Origin of the sequence: Roseobacter insulae, assembly GCF_019375555.1 — a bacterium.
GTDB classification, from domain to species: Bacteria; Pseudomonadota; Alphaproteobacteria; order Rhodobacterales; family Rhodobacteraceae; genus Roseobacter; species Roseobacter insulae.
The window spans coordinates 307697-327200 of the sequence record NZ_JAHXDN010000006.1 but is presented as its reverse complement, the minus strand read 5'-3'; the positions used below and the strand labels follow the sequence as shown (position 1 = coordinate 327200).

Here is a 19504-nt window from a genome sequence, read left to right as displayed (position 1 = left end):
AACCCTCTCTTATCAAATCGACCTAATCTGTCCCATTGGCGCTGACGTTAGACAATGCCAATCAAACATCAAAACACTGGAAATGGAGCTTTCATCGCTAGCTAGCTCTACAGAACAGAATTGATATCAAACAGACGGCTGAATGCATATTGAAAAGGCGTTTGTACCGCAACTTCATCGGTAAGCCCCAGCAACTGAGTATTTCGATGAGATAGGGGTAAGTGACACTAAAACGCTGCAGCCTTAAGGTCATTTTTCGATTTCAGAGTAATCGCGAGATGTGGGTCGATGACCCGTTTCCGCTGCGACCCTTCGGGCACCTTCCGATTTCAGAGTAATCGCAAGATGTGTGTGGTAGTACCACACGTCTTTAAAAAGGGGCTGCTGCGCTCCCCCGTTTTATCCCCCAAAGCTGATGGCCGTGATGCGGCGTTGAGCCTTCCCATGACCATGCAAACATATCGGTGTTTGATCCCTCGTTGGGGAGATGTCATCTCTCCCCAACACCCCATAGACCAACCCTGCGCGGATTGAATGCCGTCAACGTAATCGACGCTGAACCCGAGCAAGGAGATTTCACTCTCCCTGCACCCATCGACATGAGGGCGTTCCTGCCCCCAAGACCCCAGACCACTTCATGGAGACCAAACGGTTCAGCCCGTTGGATTGCTGCTTGGGGCTACAGCCCCGAGCGCGGATCAAAGGGTGGGTCTTCGCCATGCTCGCTTCACTTACGTTGCAGCTTGCGCGTGGCTCTGGTCCCGCTGGCGCGCCTTTGATCCTTGCACCCCCGTTCATCCGGACCAACCGGCCATAAAGCTCAGCGGACATCCACCTTAAGGTGCAACATCTACACACAACCAAAGGAAAAGGCCGCCCAACCTGGGCGGCCTTCGGATGAAACGGCTCCTGCTGATCCGGCGTGACGCGCCCTAATTCAGGGAGGCCATAAACGCGTCGACGTCGTTCAGGGACATGTACTGGACCTCTTGCGTGCCGCCCTCGGAGAAGGACCAGACAACCGCCGGTGCAGAGACATCGCCGTTCGCATCAAAGCGGACATTGCCCGTCGCACCCTGGAACATCACCGTCCCGCCCCCGGCAAGCAGCTCTTTTGCGGCGGCAAATCCGGACGTGTCGGCGCTGACCGGCGTGCCATTCGGGTCTGTCACCCGGGACATGGCCGCAGCCACGTCCGCACCAGATGCGTCCTTGCCAGCGGCTTCCATGGCCAGAAGTGCCAGCATTGCCGCATCATAGCTGTTGGCAAGGCCGGGCCCGTTTGGCTCGGAGCCGAAACGCTCCTGGTAGGCCGCTCGGAACGCATCGGCACTCTCCGACCGAGGCGAGGCGGTGTCCGTGCCAAGCGCTGAGCCGAGATACTGCAGACCGACGTTGTCACGGAATTCATCTGACTTCAGCGAATTGGCAAGGATCATATTCTGCGTGCCGCCCAGCGACAGCCATTCGCGCACGGCAGCTGTGCCTTCCGCGGGATAGAGCGCGAGATAGAGCGCTTCGGGCTGGCCGGACAAAGCATCCGTGACCTCGGCGCGGTAGTTGGGTTGCGCATCGTTGATGGCCACTGATGCCGTCACTTCAACGCCGACGGCTGCGAAATCAGCGGCGATCAGACGGGCCATATCCTGCCCCCAGTCATCGTTCTTGTAGAGTATTGCGACCGTCTTGTAGCCCTTGTCTGCTGCGACTTTCGCCCCCACCGCCGATTGCACACCGGTGGTGGCAAAGGTGCGATACCACAGCCCTTTCGTCTTGCCCTCTTCCGACAGGCCGGTGAAGGCGGTCGATGACGAACAGCACGACATCTGCATGACACCGCTGGGTACGGTGACCGAGGTCAGGATCGGCATGGACACGCCCGAGGACACGGCCCCCAGCAGAACCTTTACGCCCTCCAGATCCACCAGGGCCTTGGCAGCATCGACGCCGACTTTCGGATCGACTTGCGTATCCCGCAGAACCATCTCGATCTGGCAGCCCGCCGCCCCGCCGGCGGCATTGACCTGATCGACGGCGAACTGCGCCGTTTCGGCAATGGGACGGCCCCAGTCGACCGACGTCGGCAGCACAGCTCCGATCTTGGTTGTGCAATCCTGCGCATGGGCGGCCCCTGAAAGGGCGCTGAACCCAAGGGCAAGCAAGCTTAATGTCCTCGAAACTCTGGTGGTAGGCATGGTCATAATTCTCCCTGTTACTCTGTTTGGGTCGTCCCCTTGTGTGATACGACAAGACGCTCTGGCAAAAATCCCTGGGGCCGCCACATGAGCATTCCGACGATAACCGATCCGATCAGTATGAATTGAACCGAGCCAGTGTAAAGCTGTACCTCCACCGGCGCAAATCGCGACAGCGCCCATCCCGAAGCGGTCCACGCGCCCCAGATCAGGAACGCGCCGAAGATCGCGCCGCGGTTGTTGCCGGCACCGCCGACAATCAGCATCGCCCAGATCTGGAAGGTCAGTGTCGGCAGAACATCCTGAGGGCTGACGAAGGCATAGAACGTACCGTACAGACCGCCGGCCAACCCGAGGATGACCGACCCTGTCACGAAAGCCACCAGCCGAACTCTTGCAGGGTTCTTGCCCAGTGATTGCGCGGCTTCTTCATCCTCACGGATGGCCCGGAGCAAGCGGCCAAAGGGCGAGACGACAAGACGTTGCAGGAACACATATGTGGCGATCAGGACCAGCAGGACGACCGCAAAGAAGAAGAGGTTGTAAACAAATCCGTCGCCAAGCGCGGCGCGCAGCGGCCGCTCGAACCCACGCACGCCCTTTGCGCCGCCCGCCAGCCATTCAGCGTTGCGCATCAGGTTCTCGAAGGCAACGGCGACACCAAAGGTTGCAATGGCAAGGTAGTCGTGGCGCAGCCGCAACGTCAGCAACCCGACAATCCACGCCATCAGACCGGCCATCGCCATACCGCCAAGAAGGGCCAGCGGATAAATGACGCCATAACCGCCAAGATGGCCGGTCTGCGCTGTCCCGCCAAGGATCAGCGTGCCGTAGGCGCCCGCACCGAAGAAGGCAACAACACCCCCGTTGAAGAGGCCCGTATTGCCCCATTGCAGGTTCAGCCCGAGAACCGCGATCGCCAGGATCGACGCCGTCGTGGCGAAGAAAACAAGATATGAGATAACACCAATCACATGCGTGCTTCTCCGAACAACCCGTGCGGTCGGATCATCAGAACCGCGAGGATCATCAGTAAGGGCACCGATGGCGTGTAGCCAGAGGGCAGCACGACCAGCGCCAGATTACCGGCAATGCCGACGATGAACCCCCCGAGCACCGCGCCGTAGACGCTGCCGATGCCGCCCACAATCGTGGCCGCAAAGATTGGCAGGACCAGATCGCGCCCCATGACCGGGATCAGCTGGTGGCTGATGCCGTAGAACACCCCCGCGACCGCCGCCAGCCCGCCGCCGATCAGCCAGACCGCCATGATCGTGCGCTGAAGGTTGACGCCGTTGACCTGTGCCAGCGTCGCGTTTTCGGCCACGGCCCGCAGCGCATATCCGAAGGTCGTGCGTGACAGGATCAGGTGCAGGATGAACATCAACAGCAGTGCCGCGATGAGCACAAATACCTGATCAGGCTTGACCAGGATCAGCGGGTCACGGCTGAGGATCGTTGCGAAGGCGATGTCGCGGGAATAAAGCTCTGGACTGAGTCCGAAGATCAGACCGATGACATTGCGGATGATCAGCGCCATGCCGAAACTCGCGAAAACCATCGAGAGTTCCTGCCCCTTTTCCCGCACGCGTTTAAAAACCAGCCGGTCCATCAGCAGGGCCGATAAGCCGGTCACGATCATGGAGACGATAATCGCCAAAATCAGCGACCCGGTCAGAGACAGCGGCGCCAGCTTGACCGCGAGAAAAGGCGCCAGTGCCGACACCAGCGCATCGCAAACCAGAGCAACATAGGCCCCCAAAGACAACAACTCGGCATGTGAAAAATTGGCAAACCGCAGAATGTGCATGACCAGCGTCAGCCCGATTGCACCGAGCGAGAGGTAGGATCCGGTCAGGACACCGTCGATCAGGTGCTGGATCATGCGGCCCCGACCCGTCTGTTTCCAAGATAGATCTCGCCAACGACCTTGTTGTCCCGCAGATCCTCCGCCGGTCCGTCTATCTGATTGCGTCCTTCCGCAAGAATGAAGCAGTGATCGGCCAGGCGCAGCGCCTGATTGACGTTCTGTTCGACCAGCAGGATCGAAACGCCCCGGGCCGTGAGCGCGCGGGCATGTTCCAGCACCTCTTGTGCCGCCTTCGGGGACAACCCTGCCGACGGTTCGTCCATCAGGATCAGCCTGGGGCCGGTGGCCAGCGCCATGGCGATCGCGAGAAACTGGCGTTGCCCGCCCGAAAGGGTGCCCGCCTTGTCCCGCTGCTTGGCGGCGAGCGCCGGAAACTGGTCAAAAAGGAGCCCCATCCTCGCCGCCGCCTCGCTGCCCGCACGCCGTAGCGCAAGGTCGAGGTTCTGCCGGATCGTCAGGCTGCGAAAGATGTTATCGGTTTGCGGAACATAGGCGATGCCGTGGGCAGAGAGTTGATCGGTGCGGATGCCGGTGATGTCCCTGCCGGCAAAAGTGATGTGACCTCCGCTGACCGGCAGCAGCCCGGCGATCGCCTTGATGAGCGTTGATTTTCCAGCCCCGTTCGGACCGATGATCAGCGTGATTTGCCCAGGCTGCACGGTCACAGACACGTCTCTCAGGATCGGCAGGTCGGGCACATACCCCGCCGTGACAGCATAGGCCTCCAGGATCGCCTCACTCATCCGTTGTCGCCCCGAGATAAGCATCCAGCAGCATCGGATTTGTCAGGGCCGCGTCACTGGTGCCTTCGAAGATCACCCGGCCCTCCGCAAGCGCGATGACGGGGTCACAATGACGCATGACGAAGTCCATATCATGCTCGATGATCACGAATGTCGTGCCTTGCCGGTTCAGTTCCTCGATCTTGCCGATCAGCGTCTCTGTCAGCACCGGGTTCACACCCGCCGCCGGTTCGTCCAGCAAGATCAGTTTCGGATCGCCCATCAGGACCCGAGCAAGCTCAAGCAGTTTCATCTGACCGCCCGAGATCTGCCCCGCCGGGTGATCCGCCAAGGCATCCAGCGTGACAAAATCCAGCACTTCCAGCGCCTTGTTCCGAATATCGCGCTCTTGCGCCTGCATCCGTCCCCGGAACAGGAAGGGCCCGGCGATGGCCTCGCCGATCTGGCCTTTCGGGGCAAGCATGACGTTTTCCAACACGCTCATTCGCGCAAAGGGCCGCGGGATCTGAAAAGTCCGGCCCAGCCCAAGCGCGAAGAGCCTGTCGGAAGGCATGCCGGTGATGTTCTGCCCGTCGAACCGCACGGTGCCGGCATCGGGTTTCAACGCCCCGGTCAGCAGATTGAACAGCGTTGACTTGCCCGCACCGTTCGGCCCGATGAGCCCGGTCATCGCGCCACGCCGCACCTTCAGGGATACGGCATCCACCGCCTTCAGCGTGCCAAAGCTGAGGCCGAGACCATCGGTTGCAAGGATCGGGTCAGCCACGCCCCAGCACCTTGTCGTCGGGCCGCGTGTTGAGGTTGTATTTCATGATCCGCCCATGCCGGCCGCCCCTGTCGCGTTCCAGGCCGAAGACGGCCCCCTGCGGCCCCGGAGCCTTCTGCAGCACAGCATCAATGGCAGCCTCGTCCTCGGCATCCAGCGCGAATCCAAAGACTTCCAGCGTTCGTGGAAGGTGACGTGCATAGCGCGCGCCGACGATGGCGGCACCAACCTGCGGCCGCTCCAGCACCCAGCGCGTGGCCACGGATGAGAGCGACACGCCATGCTTGTCGCCGACCGACTTCAAGACGGCGAGCAGGTGCTGAAACCTCTTCCATGGGCCGAATTCATCGATGATCAGCCGGTATTTGATCAGGCTGCGGTTCTCGAAGGTAAAGCCGGGGTCTTCCGCCCCGAGCCAGCGCTCGGTCAGAAAGCCGCCCGCCAATGTGCCATAACACAGAAGCTGCATATCCTGAGCATGGGCCCATCTGGTCAGGCCGTTCTCGGGTCGGCGATCAAGAAGGGAATACTGCACCTGGGTCGATATCACATCGAACCCGGCCGCCAGGAACGGCTGTGTCTCTGCCACGTCCCAGTTTGTCACGCCCAGATGCGCCACCTTGCCCTTCTCCTGACAGCGTTTCAGGACATCCAGCCCGACCAGCGGGTCGCCAAGCGTCAAATCCCACCAGTAGAATTGCACCAGATGCAGTTGCGCCACCTGAAGGCGCTTGAGCGACCGGTCGATGATCGCCTCGACCTGTTCGGGCTTGATGTTTTCCAGCAAGCCCAGATCCGGCACCAGTTTCGTGTGAACCTTCACACGGTCAGCAACCTCAGCGCCACGGCGACGACGCAGATCGCCGATGAAATCGCCGATCATCTCTTCGACACCAACATAGATATCCGCGCAGTCGAAGGTGGTGATGCCCGCATCCAGAAAGGCTTCCATATCGCGCACAGCCTCCGCCCGGTCCACCGGCCCATGGTCGCCAGCCAGTTGCCAGCCGCCCTTGATCACCCGCGAGATGGCGTAGCCCGGCCGCAGGTCCGCGGTGTGCACGGTCACGCGCTGTCCTCCTGCCAGTAAGGTGTGCCCCGGGCCTCCGGCTGTCCGGTTGTTGCGGCGTGGGTAAACCAGCGCTTGTCAAGCCGCGTGATCCTGAACCGCCCGCCGCAATGCGGATCGGGACAGGCCACCTCGGCATCGGTGCTGATCCAGTCATTGGGATCGGTCATGCGCTGTTTGGCAGGCAAAAGCGGCATCAGAGCAGTCAGCGCATACATCGACACACGTGTGCCGGGCTCGAACACCAATGTCTCCCCCTCGACCAGAAAACTCTCGCCTTCGATATGGCGACAGACAGGGGTGCGGCCGTCAAGGACCGTCTCCACCTTCAGATCATAGAGCCAGAAGCCCCGGCTCTCCGTACCCTCTTGCATCCCCGTCCTTTCCGCTGGACTGACGCCAACGCTTGGTCTTATCTGGACGAGGTTATCGGATATGGCGCGGTGCTCAAGTGCCATTTGCCGAACAGCACCGAAAGACGGGAGCCTTCATGACAGACCCACGCGCCCCGGAGCGTTTTCAGCTTTCGGATAGTTTGAACATATCGCGCGTCCTGACCGGCCTGTGGCAAGTCGCGGACATCGAAAAGGACGGGGCGACTATCGACCCTGACACCGGGGGCGATTGGCTGGAGGCCTACGCCCGCCATGGTTTTGATACCTTCGACATGGCGGACCACTACGGCAGCGCCGAAATCATTGCCGGAAATCTCCTGGCGCGCAGCAAAGCCCCGCGCGCGCTGGCCTTCACGAAATGGTGCCCCGCGCCCGGCCCAATGACGGCGGATGTGGTCCGTTCGGGTGTTGAAGACCGCTTGCGCAGACTTGGCGTCGATCAGGTGGATCTGCTGCAATTTCACTGGTGGAGCTTTCAGCATCCCGCCTGGCTTGACGCCCTGCATGAACTGGCGCTTTTGCGCGAGGAAGGGCTTATCGCAGAGGTGGGCGTCACCAATTTCGATGCCGCGCATTTGCAACTTGCCCTGTCCGACGGCGTGCCGCTGCTGACCGATCAGGTCTCGTTTTCGCTGCTGGACCGCCGCGCCGCCCACCAACTGTCCGATCTTTGCGCGCGTACCAACGTCAGGCTTCTGGCGTATGGAACGCTGTGCGGCGGGTTTCTGTCCGAACGCTGGCTGGGCAAACCCGAACCACAGGACATCGCGGACTGGTCCAAGATGAAGTACAAGCGCTTCATTGACGTGACCGGTGGTTGGGGCGGCTTTCAGGGCATCCTGGCTGCGGCTGGGGAGATTGCACAAAAGCACGGCGTGTCCATCCCGAACATCGCGACGCGATGGGTGTTGGATCATCCGGCTGTCGCTGGCGTGATCGTCGGCGCGCGCCTGGGCGAACGGAGCCATGCTGAAGACAATCTGCGCCTGTTTTCCTTCACGCTCGATGCAGAGGATCACGCGCGTCTGACGGAGGCTTTCGGCAGTACCGGAGAGGTCCCGGGCGATTGCGGCGATGAATACCGCCGCCCGCCGTTTCTGACCGCGTCGGGCGATCTGACCCACCATCTTGACGCACTCCCCTTGCCCCACGTTGCGACACAATCCCCGCACCGGAAAGACGGCCAGCAGGTCCTGAGCGGATCACGGTGGGAAGACATCGCCGGCTACGCCCGGGCGCAACGGGTTGGCGACCGCATCCTTGTCTCCGGCACGACTGCCACGGCAGGTGCAGACCGGATTGTTGCAAGGGAGGATGCAGGCGCGCAAACGACCTTTGTTATCGACAAGATACTGGCCGCGCTGGCCGCTTTGGGAGCCACCGCCGAAGATGTCGTGCGCACACGCATCTACATCGTCGACGAGGCCGATGTCGAAGCTGTCTCCCGGGCGCACGGGCGCGTCTTCGGCACAATCAAGCCCGCCAATACGCTGGTCGTCGTTGCAGGTCTCATCGATGGATATCGGGTCGAGATCGAGGCGGAGGCGATTCTGGCACCCTGACCCCGATGTCCGCCGTCTCACGGCCGTGCGAACTTTAAAGACACAGCCCCTGCTCCGGCAGTCAGATGGCATTCGTCGAGGTCGGCGACATCATGTCAGACCGCCCCTGGCGTGGATGGAGGCCACCGCAGGTGTGTCACATGCGGCCTTTTCGTCACCGTTGCTGGCAGATCGGCACTCAGGTCAGATCAGCGCCGGGTTTTCTCGGCGTCTCGGTGAAGAGAACCTCATCGCGCGTACCTGAGGCGTTTCAATGCATCAGGGGTGCCCGGCTGGACGAGACCGCCCGCGCGGCAACAGTTTCACAAGCTGAGGGCCGGGCTCCGCACCGATCTGCAAAGCCTGTCAGGTTCGGAACGTTCACCTTTCGCGGTCAAGGACACCAGGATGAACCGGATGCGGTGCTCCGGGTGTCCGTCAGCTTACAGGCGGCCACCCCAAAGCACGCGACAAGGGCAAATCCCCCCCGCGGATCACCGAGTTGGACCGGGGCTTTCGCGACAACAGGGGCATGGGCCAGAATGACTGCGACACGAAGCGGCCACCGCTGATCACCGATGACTTGCGGGGTTTGGTGGACAACAGCGGCATCGGCCAGAAAACCCGCGATTTGAACCCGCCACCACGGATCGCCGAGTCCCGCTTCTTGCGCGCGCTCAGCAACCGGATGCCCAGGCCGCGCGAGATCGGCGCGCCTTCGTACCCTGTCTTGTCGATCCGTACGGTCAGGAAATGCGGGTGTTCCTTCAATACGCTGGGCGTTGGTTCCGGACCGTCTGCCATGTAATAATCATCCACCACATCTCCAACATCCACGGTGTCGCGTTTTGCCATCGACTCGCGTACCTTGGTCGCCGCCATCAGCGGTTTATAGGTGGCCCGGACCGCCACCAGCGCCTTACCCTGTTGCACGTGCTTTGCGTACGTATCTATCGCGCTTTCGTGGACCTGCGCCCGCGTCATTTTAGACTTCAGCGCATCCGCATCCGCCGCACTGTCCTTGGTGATAACAGAGACCGCCCGCCCCGGAACACCGAGAAAAACAATCTTTTCGGCCACGTAGCGTGCTGTTTCTTCGTCTTCGAACAAACGTGTGATGACTGTTGTCATGGTACCTCCACCGGGTTTGAATGCGTCTCAGAGGGGTCGATATGACCCAGATGTGCCTGCGGTTGTTGCGGTCTGCCGGATCGCTGCCCCACGATCGGCCACGCGATAACGATTGCCGACGCGAGGAAAATAACCTCGATCGCGAAAACAAAATTATAGGGCGTCTGAGGGGCATTTCCAGCGATGTGCTGCAATCCCACGATCAGATCGCGTACAATTCCCGCCAACGCGATACCAATGCCTGCGGCGGTGGCCTGAACGGCCCCCCAGGCCCCCAGAGCAAGACCGATCCGGTCAGCGGGCGCCGCACGGAGTGTTGCCGTCAGGGTCGCGTGGCCGAACAGCCCGGCCCCCAGGCCCGTTGAAAAGGTCCCCGCCAGGAAAACCGGGATACCAGCCCCCAGCGACGACAGGATGATCGCTCCGAAAGCCGGCATCCCGACCAGCGCGCCGGTAATTGCATATCTCGCGGGCGATCCCCCCTGCCCCAGCCCCTTTGACGCCAGGGCGAATCCGATAAGCGTGCCTGCCGCGAAAAGCGCCGTCAGCTTTGTCGTGCTGGCGACGGAAAGGCCCAACACCTGCCCGCCATAGGGTTCGAGCAGCACATCTGCCATACCGAAGCCGAAGGTCCCCAGACCGATCACGATGAGCAGGCGCATCATCCCCGGCCGGTGAATGAGACCAGCCCAGGCATCACCGAAAGAGCTCGGGCGCATATCCTTCATGGCGCGCGCGCGGGTCCTGTCCCGCGCTTCCTGCTGCCACATGGCCAGGAGGTTCAACGCGACCGTAACAACCGCCGCGCCCTGAATGACCTGTATCAGCCGGCCCGGCGAATAGTTTTCCAAAAGGGTGCCGAAGACAAGCGCGCTGACCACCATGCCGACAAGCAGCATGACATACATCAGGCCCACGACCTTTGGCTGGTCCTCCTCCGCCACCAGATCGGTCGCAAGCGCCAGCCCGACGGTCTGGACGATATGGACGCCCGCCCCGACCAGCAGGAAGGACAGCGCCGCCGAACTATATCCGATCCACCGCGGCGCATCGATTGCGTCGCCGTAGCCGGACAGCACAAGCAAAGAAAACGGCATGATGGCGAATCCGCCAAACTGGTAGAGCGTACCCTTCCAGATGTAGGGCACCCGGCGCAGGCCGAGCGCCGACACATGCACGTCGGATTTGAAGCCTATCAGGGTCCGGAAGGGTGCAAAGACCAGCGGCAGCGCGAGCATCACAGCCACAAGCGTCGCGGGCACAGCCAGTTCCACGATCATCACGCGATTGAGCGTTCCGACAACGAGTACCAGCGCCATGCCCACGGTGATCTGAAACAGGGACAATCGCAGCAGTCGGGCAAGCGGCACCTCGTCGGTGGCCACATCGGCGAACGGCAGGTACTTGGGCCCGAGAGCCGCCAACTTGCGCGTGGCGAATGCACGATAATCAAACATGCTTTGACCAATCCCCGCGCGCGCCGCTCGCAGCGCGGCGCACGTTCTGCGGTTTTCGAAAAAGGGCCCGCCGTGCAAACGACGCGGGCCCTTTTTGCTATTGCGTTATGACCGAGTAGGTTTCAGCTGAACCCGAGGTTGCATGTATCTCGGGCGGCTGCAGGATGGCCTTGACCGGGGTTCCATCCGACATGATGATCGTCACTTCACGTGCGCCATCCGGTGTTGGCGCAACGTAGGACGCCTTTGCTGTGTCGGGGTCAGCCAGTATTGTCGCCGAGGCCGACTGCGCGCCCGAACCCAACTCGTTCCCGGACAGGAAGTCCGAAACCCACGTGGTATTGCTGAGCACCGCAACATGCACGGCGAATGATCCAATGGCGACCGCGCTGAGAAACAGCGGCACACCGACGGTCGGCTTCACGACGAGCCACATCTTTGCATTGTTCATGACGCGCCTCCCCTATCCCAGCCACGGGGTCGCGACCGCGACCAATATATGGGCAAGCAACGCAATCACGCCAAAAACGCGCGTTCCGTCAATGAGATAGCTGTGTACCTCTTCTGCCTCTTCGAGAGTCAAGCCGGTTGGCCAAACTTTGTCCTCACTGTCCGCCATATTTCGTCCTCCGCTTTTTGACGTAAGCAACTGTGGCTAGACACTTTGCCAGCCCGACCACCTTACAAAGAACGCGCACCGTAAGCGACAATGTGTCACGTTACAATTACATTCTCAAGTGTAAATTCAAGTTGACAGGTGTTTATCCGGCAATATAGCGCATAAATTTGCGTCCTTGATCCGCCCTATTCGCAGGGCCACCCGCATGAAAATCCAAGGCGCGGGCTGGCCGTTCAGATCGCCACGGGCGCCTGCGGTGCACAGTTTCCACGCCGGAAGTCGTGGAAAGCGGTCGGAGCAACCGCCGCCGCAGCCGGGTCAATGGCCGCCATTGCCCGCTGCCACCGGGCCTTCCGACATCACGGCTTGGGAAGGGTGCGGGGTCACCGCAGCGACCCAGCGACAAAGATGATCACGCCGGCAAGCGCGGCCAGAAGCCCGAAGGCGACGGGCAGAGTGCTGAGACCGGCAACAAACCCGATCACGGGTGGACCCAGCAGCATGCCACCGTACCCAAGGGTCGCAACACTCGAAATCGCCTGACCTGCCGGTATCGTCGGGTCGTTTGCGGCCCGGCTGAAGGCGAGCGGCATGATGACGGCATATCCGATACCCATGAGCGCAAAGCCGAAAAGCACCACCTCGACGGGGGCGGTCAGAATGACGCACACCACCCCCGCAAGGGCGAATGCCCCCCCGAACCGCGCCGCAACCACCGGTCCGAGATGCGTCGTGATCCTGTCGCCCAAAAGACGGATGACAACCATGGCCGCTGAAAAAACCGTATAGCCAAGGGCGGCCGTGCTTTCACTGGTGCCAACCACGTCACGCAGATAGACAGCCCCCCAGTCAGCCACGGCCCCCTCGCCGAGGGCGGCGCAGAAGGCCAGCACGCCCACCAGCACCAGTATCCCCGAGGGAAACGCAAAGACCGGCGCGTCGGTCTGCACAATGGATTGCGATACCCACGGGATATGCGCCGCATAAAGTGTAACCGCCGAGATCAGGGCGGACGAGATCAGGAAATGTGAGAAAAGACCTGCCCCCAACTGCACCGCAACATAGCCGCTCAGCGCCCCGAGGCCTGCGCCAAGGCTCCACATCGCATGAAAGGATGACATCATGCGCCGACCCACGCGGCGCTCCACCTCCGCGCCCCAGCTGTTCATGGCCACGTCCATCGCGCCATGCGCGGCACCGAACAGAAAGAGGGTCGCGCCAAGTGTCGCATAGGTGGGCGCAAGAGACATCAAGATCAGGGACACCGGGTAAGCAACCGCGATCAGTTTTGTGACCTTCACAGCGCCGACACGATCGACGGCCTTGCCTGCAATCGGAAACGAACACACGGCGCCCGCCGCCAGCGCCAGCAGCAAAATGCCAAGCTCGGTGTGAGAGAGGCCGATCTTTTCGGCGACCGCCGGCACGCGTGACGCCCAGATGCCGAACAGCGCCCCGTTCAGGACAAACATCGCGGACACCGCAACCCAGGGGGTTCTTATGTCAGACATGTGTGATTTCGATCCCCTGTGCGCGGAACCCGTCGCAGGCCCGTGGCATGGCATCGGTGATCAGGTGAGAGACCGCCGCCGGCACCAGAGTGCGATGGCGCGCGCGCGTTCCGATCTTTTGGGCATCCGCAAGCACCAGCCTGCGCGTCGCCGCCTGCGCCATTGCTTTTTTGACCCGCGCCTCGCCGCAATCATCCGAACTGACGCCGAATTCATCATCAAGCCCGCAGACTCCGATAACGGCGACCTCCGCCGCGATACCGGCGAGTTGCTCTTCACATTCCGCGCCCACATTGATGCCGCCACGCGCGCTGAGCCGCCCGCCAAGCATATGCACCTCGACGCCATTCTGCAGACAGGCGAGGGCCGCCCATGGCGAGGGCGTCACGACCAGCAAATCAGCGGCAGGTTGCAGGGCGCGCGCAAGGGCAAGCACCGTGGAGCCACCGTCCAGAATGAGCGTCTTGCACCCTGCCACGACATCCAGCGCGGCATGGACCATCGCGCGCGGAGGTGTCTTGCAGGCGAGGATTTTTTCCTGCATCGGCTCAGCCGGGTGCAAGATGGGGACCGCACCGCCACGCACCCGGTGTGCCTGCCCTGCACGCTCCAGCGCGATCAGATCCCTGCGCGCGGTGTCAATCGAGATCCCGAACTCTTCGGCAATCTCGGCCGCGACGATATGGGCACCCGCCGCCAACCGCTGCTGGAGATTGCGCTGCCGGGTGTCGGGGATATTCAGGCCCATCGCCAATCCTGCACTTTCTTGCAGAAACCTGCATAACATTGCATATTCGGTCTGCCAACCGTAAAGCACACGCGTGGTTGGTGTCGGTCTTCACCGCTCCACCAGGGTACGTGTCTTGGTGCCATCACGCTCTGCTGCCACTCCCCTGGAGCACCGTCGTCCCACAAGCGACAGGCCGCGCCCACGCAGATTTATCAAAAGTAACTTTTAATCTTGTTGATATCCGCGGCGGTCTTGATACCGTGGCACTGGTCAGCGCGTTTTCCGAGGCCCTATGCATCGCTCCAACCTCAGCCTGAAGTCGCTGGAAATCTTTCGCGAAACCGCGCGGGCGGGCCACGTCCAGTCGGTGGCGCGGGACAGCGGGCTGTCGATCGGCACGGTGTCTCATCACCTGAGCAAGCTTGAGAGTACCCTTGGTGTCCGTCTGCTTGACCATACACGCCGCCCGATGGTTCTGACGGCGGAGGGTACGGCTTTCCTCGGCTACATCGAACAGGCCCTGGCCCTTCTGCACAAGGCGGAAACCGAAGCGTTGTCGGGCCGGTTGTCGGACGTGCGCAGTCTGCGCCTTGCCCTTATCGAAGATTTCGACAGCCAGATTGCCCCTGAACTTGCGACGCTTCTGGCAAAGGTCATGCCATCGTGCGCCTTCACGCATCTCACCCGGCCCAGCCATGAAATCCTGTCTCTTCTCAGCGGTCGTTCTGTGGATGTCGGCATTGCCACGCAGCCGCAGACGGATCCTGACGGGCTGCGCGCACACCCCCTGCTGCGGGATCCTTTCGTGCTGGCGCTGCCGATGGGCGCGAGCATGGATCCTGACAGTTACATCAACGGGCAGACCGCCCTGCCGTTCCTGCGCTACAGCGATGAACAGATCATCGGCGGCCAGATCACCGCGCATCTGCGCCGGTTGCGGATCGATCTGCCGGGGCGGTTCCAGTTCGAGAGCAACCAATCCCTGATGGGCATGATCGCGGAAGGTACCGGATGGGCGATTACCACGCCGACAAATTTCATCCGCGCCAGCAGGTTCAGGGACCGGATCCGCCTGCTGCCCTTTCCCGGCAAGGAATTCGCGCGCTACATATCGGTGTTCACGCGCACCGATTTTGCGCCCGCCACATCGCGCGTCATCTGGACCAGCATGCGCTCCCTGATCGACCAGCATATGGTGATGCCCGCCACGCACGGCCTTCCATGGTTGCGCGGCAAGCTCACGCTTCTGGACGCGCCCGAGATCAGCTCAGAATCCTGAACGCGTTTCGAATGGCGGCGTCCTGCGCCGCATCTATGTAGGTCGGATGGTGCGTCTCCAAGATGCGACGGGCCGTGTCGCGCGCCCGCGCCCATGCATCCTGCGCACCGCCTTCCTGCCAAGTCCGGGGTGGGTTCCGGTCTGCGAGGGTTGGATAAAAATAGTCCCGTTCCATCGCGCCGTAGGTGTGCTGACCGCCCAGGAAATGGCCCTCGCCCAGAACCGCCTCGCAGATTGCGTCAAAGCCGAGATTTTCCTCAGTCACCTCTATTCCACGCAGCGCCCGGTAGGTGGCGGAATGCATTTCATCGTCGAGCACAAAGGCCTCGAAACTCGCCCCCAGCAGCGATGCGGTCATGCCAGAGCTTTCGTAGATCAGGTTGCCCCCCGCCAGCGCGGCCGCCAGCGACGTCATGCCTTTTTCAACGCCGTATTGCGCGTCGATCGCCTTGGCATCCGTCATCGAGGCAGCAACCCCGGACGGCAGCCCCAGCCAATTGCTCAGCTGCGCCGAGGCGGCGTTCAGGACCGTGATCTCGCCCCCGCCACCGGCAAAAGCGCCCGTCCGAAGGTCAATGACCAGCGGCCAGTTGGAAAACACCAGCGGGTGGCCCGGTTTGACGGCATCCACCATCATCAGCGAGGCAAGGGTCTCTGCAAGCGATTGCGCGAGAAACCCGGCAAGGGTCGCGGGGGCCGTTGCCCCGGACTGCGCAGCGGTGATGCAGGACACCGGGATGTTGTGGGCGAGACAGGCATAGGTGACATCAACCGCATCCTCGCCATAGCGCATCGGGGAAATCACCGGGCTGATATGCGCTTTGACAAAGGGGCGTCTGGAAAATGCCCCGGCACCACCGGCGATATGATCGAACAGCCCGACGATGGGCGCTACGTGATCGGCGTGGGTGAAGGCTGTTGCAACCGGTTTGGTCGTGTTGCGGAGCAGAGCGTAGGCCGTGTTCACATCCAGATCGAACGGGTCTGCGACATCGGTGGCAATGCAACAGCGCGTGAACCAGCTGACATTGGTCAGAACGTCCTGAAGCCGGGTGAAATCGTGAAGGTCCCGCAGGGTCGAAGGCCGGTATTCGGCGGTATCGATGTCCAGCGTCTGCACCGCGGCCCCGCCAGTGCCAAAGAAGACGCGGTCGCCGCCCACTTCGATGGAACGCGCGGGGTCCCGACCGTGCAGGACGAATTTTCCTGCGGCGCGGGCAATCGCATCCTCGGCCAGCGCACGCGAAAAAACCACGCGCCCGTCCTGCCGCGACCGCGCACCGGCGCGCACCAGATCGCCGCGCAGACGATCGGGCACCTCGCCCATCCCAAGCTCTGCCAGCAGCCTCAGGCTGGTGTCGAAAATCGCCGTCATGTCGCGCTCGGAGAGCGGCCTGTAGGCGCCGCCCCGGCGGCCGGGTGCTGCCGGGTTCACCTCCGGTTTCGCGGCACGCCTGGCCCTCCGGGCGGATCGACCGGCGCGCCGCGAAGCTGTGTTTTCCTGCGTCACCGCTATCGACTCCTGCCCGGGCATCAGGCCCCTGGTTTCCACCGTGGTGCGACAGACCGGAACCTGACAAGGACGTCGCGCCCCTTGAAGAGAAAATCGAAACTCAGTTTCAAAATTTTCAAACAGCCGCGCGCGCGCTTGACCCGCGAGGCTATGACCGGATGTGTTGGCCCGGAAACAGAACACCGGTGGCAAGGGGACTCACATGAAATCGTCAACGCGCGTCGTTGTGATCGGCGGCGGCATCGCGGGCTGTTCAACGCTCTATCACCTCACGCAGGAGGGCTGGAGCGACGTGATGCTGCTGGAGCGCAACGAGTTGACCTCGGGCACAACATGGCACTCCGCCGCCCAGGTGACCAATTTCGGCATGAACCAGACGATGGTGGGGCTGAAATCCCATTCCATCGCCCTCTACAAGGCGTTGGCAGAGGATCCTGACTACCCGATAAACTACCACCATGCCGATGGCGGGATCCGATTGGCCAACACGCCGGAACAAATGGACGGGTACCGGCATTTCGCCTCGATGGCGCGGGGCATGGATGTGCATTTTGAGATCATCGATGCGGCGGAATGCGCCTGCCGACACCCGCTGATCTCGACGGACAACCTGTTGGGCGGCTTGTGGGATCCGCTGGACGGTGACATTGACCCGGCTCAGCTCTGTCAGGCACTGGCGCGGCGCGCGCGGCTGGCGGGTGCCGAAGTACATCGCAATACGCCGGTGACCGGGCTGCACCAGCACGCCGATGACAGCTGGACGGTGCACACCGACAAGGGCGACATCCGCGCCGAGATCGTGGTCAACGCCTGCGGCTACCGCGTGAATGAAGTGGGCGCGATGATGGGTGTGCACCATCCGGTCATGTCGATGGAGCACCAGTACTTCCTGACCGAGGAGATCCCCGCGATCCGTGACGCGGACCACCGGATGCCCCTGCTGCGGTGCCCGATCAGCGATTACTACTGCCGTCAGGAAAAAAACGGCCTGCTCGTGGGGTTCTACGAGCAGCAGTGCAAGACATGGGGCATGGAGGGCATCGACCCGAATTTCGTGAACGCCCTCTGCCCGGATGATCTGGACCGCGTCACCGACGTGCTGGAGGGTGCGTTTGCACGGATGCCGGCCCTGATGGAGACAGGCATTCACACGGTGGTCAACGGCCCGATCACCTATACGATCGATGGCGCGCCGCTCGTCGGACCTGTCCCGGGCAAACGCAATGCATATTGCATCATCGGCTTGCGCGCCGGGCTGGGCGAAGGCGGTGGCCACGGCTGGTTGCTGGCGCAGCAGATCGTGCATGGCGAGGCCTGCTATGACACATGGGTTATCGACCCGCGCCGGTTTACCAGTCATGCCAACGTGGAGCTGACCGCCCTGAAGGCGGTCGAAGACTATCAGAACGAATTCCGCTTTCATTTCCCGCACGAACACCGGCCTGCCGGGCGGCCGATGAAAACCACGCCGCTGACGCCCGTTCTGGCGGGCGAAGGGGCCGCTTTTGGTGTCGTGAACGGCTGGGAACGGCTGGAGTACATCAAACCGGAGGCGGCATTCCACGAAGACTACAGCTTCAAGTTCAACAACGTCTTCGACATTGTCGCCGCCGAGGTTTCCGCCGTGCAGAATGCCGTCGGCCTGACGGAAGTAAGCGGGTTCAACAGGTTTGAACTGACCGGAGACGGCGTGCATGAGTTTCTGGACCGGATGATCTGTGGCCGCGTGCCGCGCAAGCCTGCCAAGGTCGGGCTGGGATATCTGCTTACCCATGACGGCATGCTAAAGTCCGAAGCGACAATCGCCAATTTGCCCGACGGCCGTGTCTGGTATGGCTCCGCTGCCGCGGCAGAGTTTCATGACATGGACTGGTTGCTGAGCCATCTGCGTCCCGACGACGACGTTCAGATAAAATCGCTCACCAACGAACACACCATTCTGGTGCTCGCCGGTCCGAAAGCCCGCGATGTCATGACATCGGTCAGCCGCGCGAACTGGTCTGCGGCGGCCTTTCCATGGCTTGCCGTGCGCGACTGCTTTATCGGTATCGCACCTGCCGTGGCGATGTCGGTCAGCTTTTCGGGCGAACTCGCCTATGAACTCCACGTGCCGAATGCGCATCTCTATGCCGCATACCGTGCGCTGCGACAGGCAGGTCAGGCGCATGGGTTGACGCTGTTTGGCAGCCGCGCGGTGGAGTCCATGCGGATTGAAAAAGGATATCTGCACTGGAAATCGGACATCCTGACAGAATTCGACCCCTTCGAGACCGGATTGCACCGCTTTGTGACGTTGGACAAAGCGGATTTCATCGGCAAGACGGCCCTGCTTGCACGCAAGGCGCTCGGCCCGGCAAAGAAACTTGTCACCCTGCATCTCGATACGGCTGACGCACCCGCGCATGGCGGCGCGTCCGTTCTGTCAGGTGGCGCGGTCGTGGGCACCGTGACATCCGGCGACTGGGGGCACCGTGTGGCCGCCAATCTGGCCCTCGCCTTTATCGACCCGGAGCTGTCTGAGGCCGGCCAGAGCCTTTGGGTCGATGTGCTGGGGGACAATGTCGCCTGCCAGGTCATTGCGACCGGTCCTTATGACCCCGATAACCTGCGTGTCAGGGGCTGAGATGCAGCAAAGCGCCGTCGCCTTTGCCAGCCCTGACCGCGTCTCGCCTGCCGCTCCGGTGG

17 protein-coding genes are annotated in these 19504 nt (G+C 61.9%); 3 read left to right on the top strand and 14 right to left on the bottom strand.

Going from position 1 to position 19504, the window contains the following annotated elements; translation table 11 throughout:
- Positions 1 to 932 precede the first annotated feature (932 nt).
- The 7 genes from KX928_RS20770 to KX928_RS20740 are packed head-to-tail and all read right to left on the bottom strand — an operon-like array spanning position 933 to position 7017.
- Positions 933 to 2195: an ABC transporter substrate-binding protein gene (locus KX928_RS20770; protein ID WP_219506478.1), complete on the bottom strand. Its 1263-nt coding sequence runs from the start codon at positions 2193 to 2195 to the stop codon at positions 933 to 935.
- A gap of 17 nt (positions 2196 to 2212) precedes the next feature.
- Positions 2213 to 3169: a branched-chain amino acid ABC transporter permease gene (locus KX928_RS20765; protein WP_219506476.1), complete on the bottom strand. Its 957-nt coding sequence runs from the start codon at positions 3167 to 3169 to the stop codon at positions 2213 to 2215.
- Entirely contained in the window at positions 3166 to 4080 is a 915-nt protein-coding gene (locus KX928_RS20760) for a branched-chain amino acid ABC transporter permease (protein ID WP_219506474.1), read from the bottom strand. Before KX928_RS20760 ends, KX928_RS20765 begins: the two co-directional genes overlap by 4 nt.
- Entirely contained in the window at positions 4077 to 4808 is a 732-nt protein-coding gene (locus tag KX928_RS20755; RefSeq protein WP_219506472.1) for an ABC transporter ATP-binding protein, read from the bottom strand. Before KX928_RS20755 ends, KX928_RS20760 begins: the two co-directional genes overlap by 4 nt.
- A complete protein-coding gene (locus KX928_RS20750) occupies positions 4801 to 5574 on the bottom strand; it encodes an ABC transporter ATP-binding protein (RefSeq protein WP_219506470.1) in 774 nt (257 codons plus the stop codon). Before KX928_RS20750 ends, KX928_RS20755 begins: the two co-directional genes overlap by 8 nt.
- Positions 5567 to 6643: an aldo/keto reductase gene (locus tag KX928_RS20745; protein WP_219506468.1), complete on the bottom strand. Its 1077-nt coding sequence runs from the start codon at positions 6641 to 6643 to the stop codon at positions 5567 to 5569. The genes KX928_RS20750 and KX928_RS20745 overlap by 8 nt, the downstream gene beginning before the upstream one ends.
- The gene (locus KX928_RS20740) at positions 6640 to 7017 is read right to left on the bottom strand and encodes a TIGR04076 family protein (RefSeq protein ID WP_219506466.1); all 378 of its coding nucleotides are present in this window, start codon (positions 7015 to 7017) and stop codon (positions 6640 to 6642) included. Before KX928_RS20740 ends, KX928_RS20745 begins: the two co-directional genes overlap by 4 nt.
- 116 nt (positions 7018 to 7133) lie before the next feature.
- Between KX928_RS20740 and KX928_RS20735 the strand changes: the two genes are divergently transcribed.
- Positions 7134 to 8600, top strand: coding sequence for an aldo/keto reductase (locus KX928_RS20735; protein ID WP_219506464.1), 1467 nt, complete (start codon positions 7134 to 7136; stop codon positions 8598 to 8600).
- Between the two features lie 417 nt (positions 8601 to 9017).
- Here the strand turns inward: KX928_RS20735 and KX928_RS20730 are convergent, their stop codons facing one another.
- The 6 genes from KX928_RS20730 to KX928_RS20705 all read right to left on the bottom strand — a co-directional run bounded on the left by KX928_RS20730 (position 9018) and on the right by KX928_RS20705 (position 14045).
- Positions 9018 to 9710 carry a hypothetical protein gene (locus tag KX928_RS20730; RefSeq protein WP_219506462.1) on the bottom strand — a complete coding sequence of 231 codons (693 nt, stop codon included), beginning with the start codon at positions 9708 to 9710 and terminating at the stop codon, positions 9018 to 9020.
- Positions 9707 to 11167 carry a PucC family protein gene (locus KX928_RS20725; RefSeq protein ID WP_219506461.1) on the bottom strand — a complete coding sequence of 487 codons (1461 nt, stop codon included), beginning with the start codon at positions 11165 to 11167 and terminating at the stop codon, positions 9707 to 9709. The genes KX928_RS20730 and KX928_RS20725 overlap by 4 nt, the downstream gene beginning before the upstream one ends.
- Positions 11168 to 11264: 97 nt before the next feature.
- Complete coding sequence (locus KX928_RS20720) at positions 11265 to 11618, bottom strand: light-harvesting protein (protein WP_219506459.1); 354 nt, start codon at positions 11616 to 11618, stop codon at positions 11265 to 11267.
- Positions 11619 to 11630: 12 nt separating this feature from the next.
- Positions 11631 to 11786, bottom strand: coding sequence for a light-harvesting antenna LH1, beta subunit (gene pufB, locus KX928_RS20715; protein ID WP_219506457.1), 156 nt, complete (start codon positions 11784 to 11786; stop codon positions 11631 to 11633).
- A gap of 383 nt (positions 11787 to 12169) precedes the next feature.
- On the bottom strand, positions 12170 to 13297 hold the full coding sequence (locus KX928_RS20710; RefSeq protein WP_257883981.1) for an MFS transporter: 1128 nt from the start codon (positions 13295 to 13297) through the stop codon (positions 12170 to 12172).
- Positions 13290 to 14045, bottom strand: coding sequence for a DeoR/GlpR family DNA-binding transcription regulator (locus KX928_RS20705; protein ID WP_219506455.1), 756 nt, complete (start codon positions 14043 to 14045; stop codon positions 13290 to 13292). The genes KX928_RS20710 and KX928_RS20705 overlap by 8 nt, the downstream gene beginning before the upstream one ends.
- A 274-nt stretch (positions 14046 to 14319) precedes the next feature.
- Between KX928_RS20705 and KX928_RS20700 the strand changes: the two genes are divergently transcribed.
- Positions 14320 to 15306 carry a LysR family transcriptional regulator gene (locus KX928_RS20700; RefSeq protein ID WP_219506454.1) on the top strand — a complete coding sequence of 329 codons (987 nt, stop codon included), beginning with the start codon at positions 14320 to 14322 and terminating at the stop codon, positions 15304 to 15306.
- Here KX928_RS20700 and KX928_RS20695 read toward each other — a convergent pair.
- Complete coding sequence (locus KX928_RS20695; RefSeq protein WP_308342420.1) at positions 15290 to 16816, bottom strand: trimethylamine methyltransferase family protein; 1527 nt, start codon at positions 16814 to 16816, stop codon at positions 15290 to 15292. The two genes, KX928_RS20700 and KX928_RS20695, sit on opposite strands and share 17 nt — an antisense overlap.
- A gap of 205 nt (positions 16817 to 17021) precedes the next feature.
- On the opposite strand from KX928_RS20695, the gene KX928_RS20690 reads away from it, so the two are divergent.
- Positions 17022 to 19442, top strand: coding sequence for a GcvT family protein (locus tag KX928_RS20690; RefSeq protein WP_219506452.1), 2421 nt, complete (start codon positions 17022 to 17024; stop codon positions 19440 to 19442).
- Positions 19443 to 19504 lie beyond the last annotated feature (62 nt).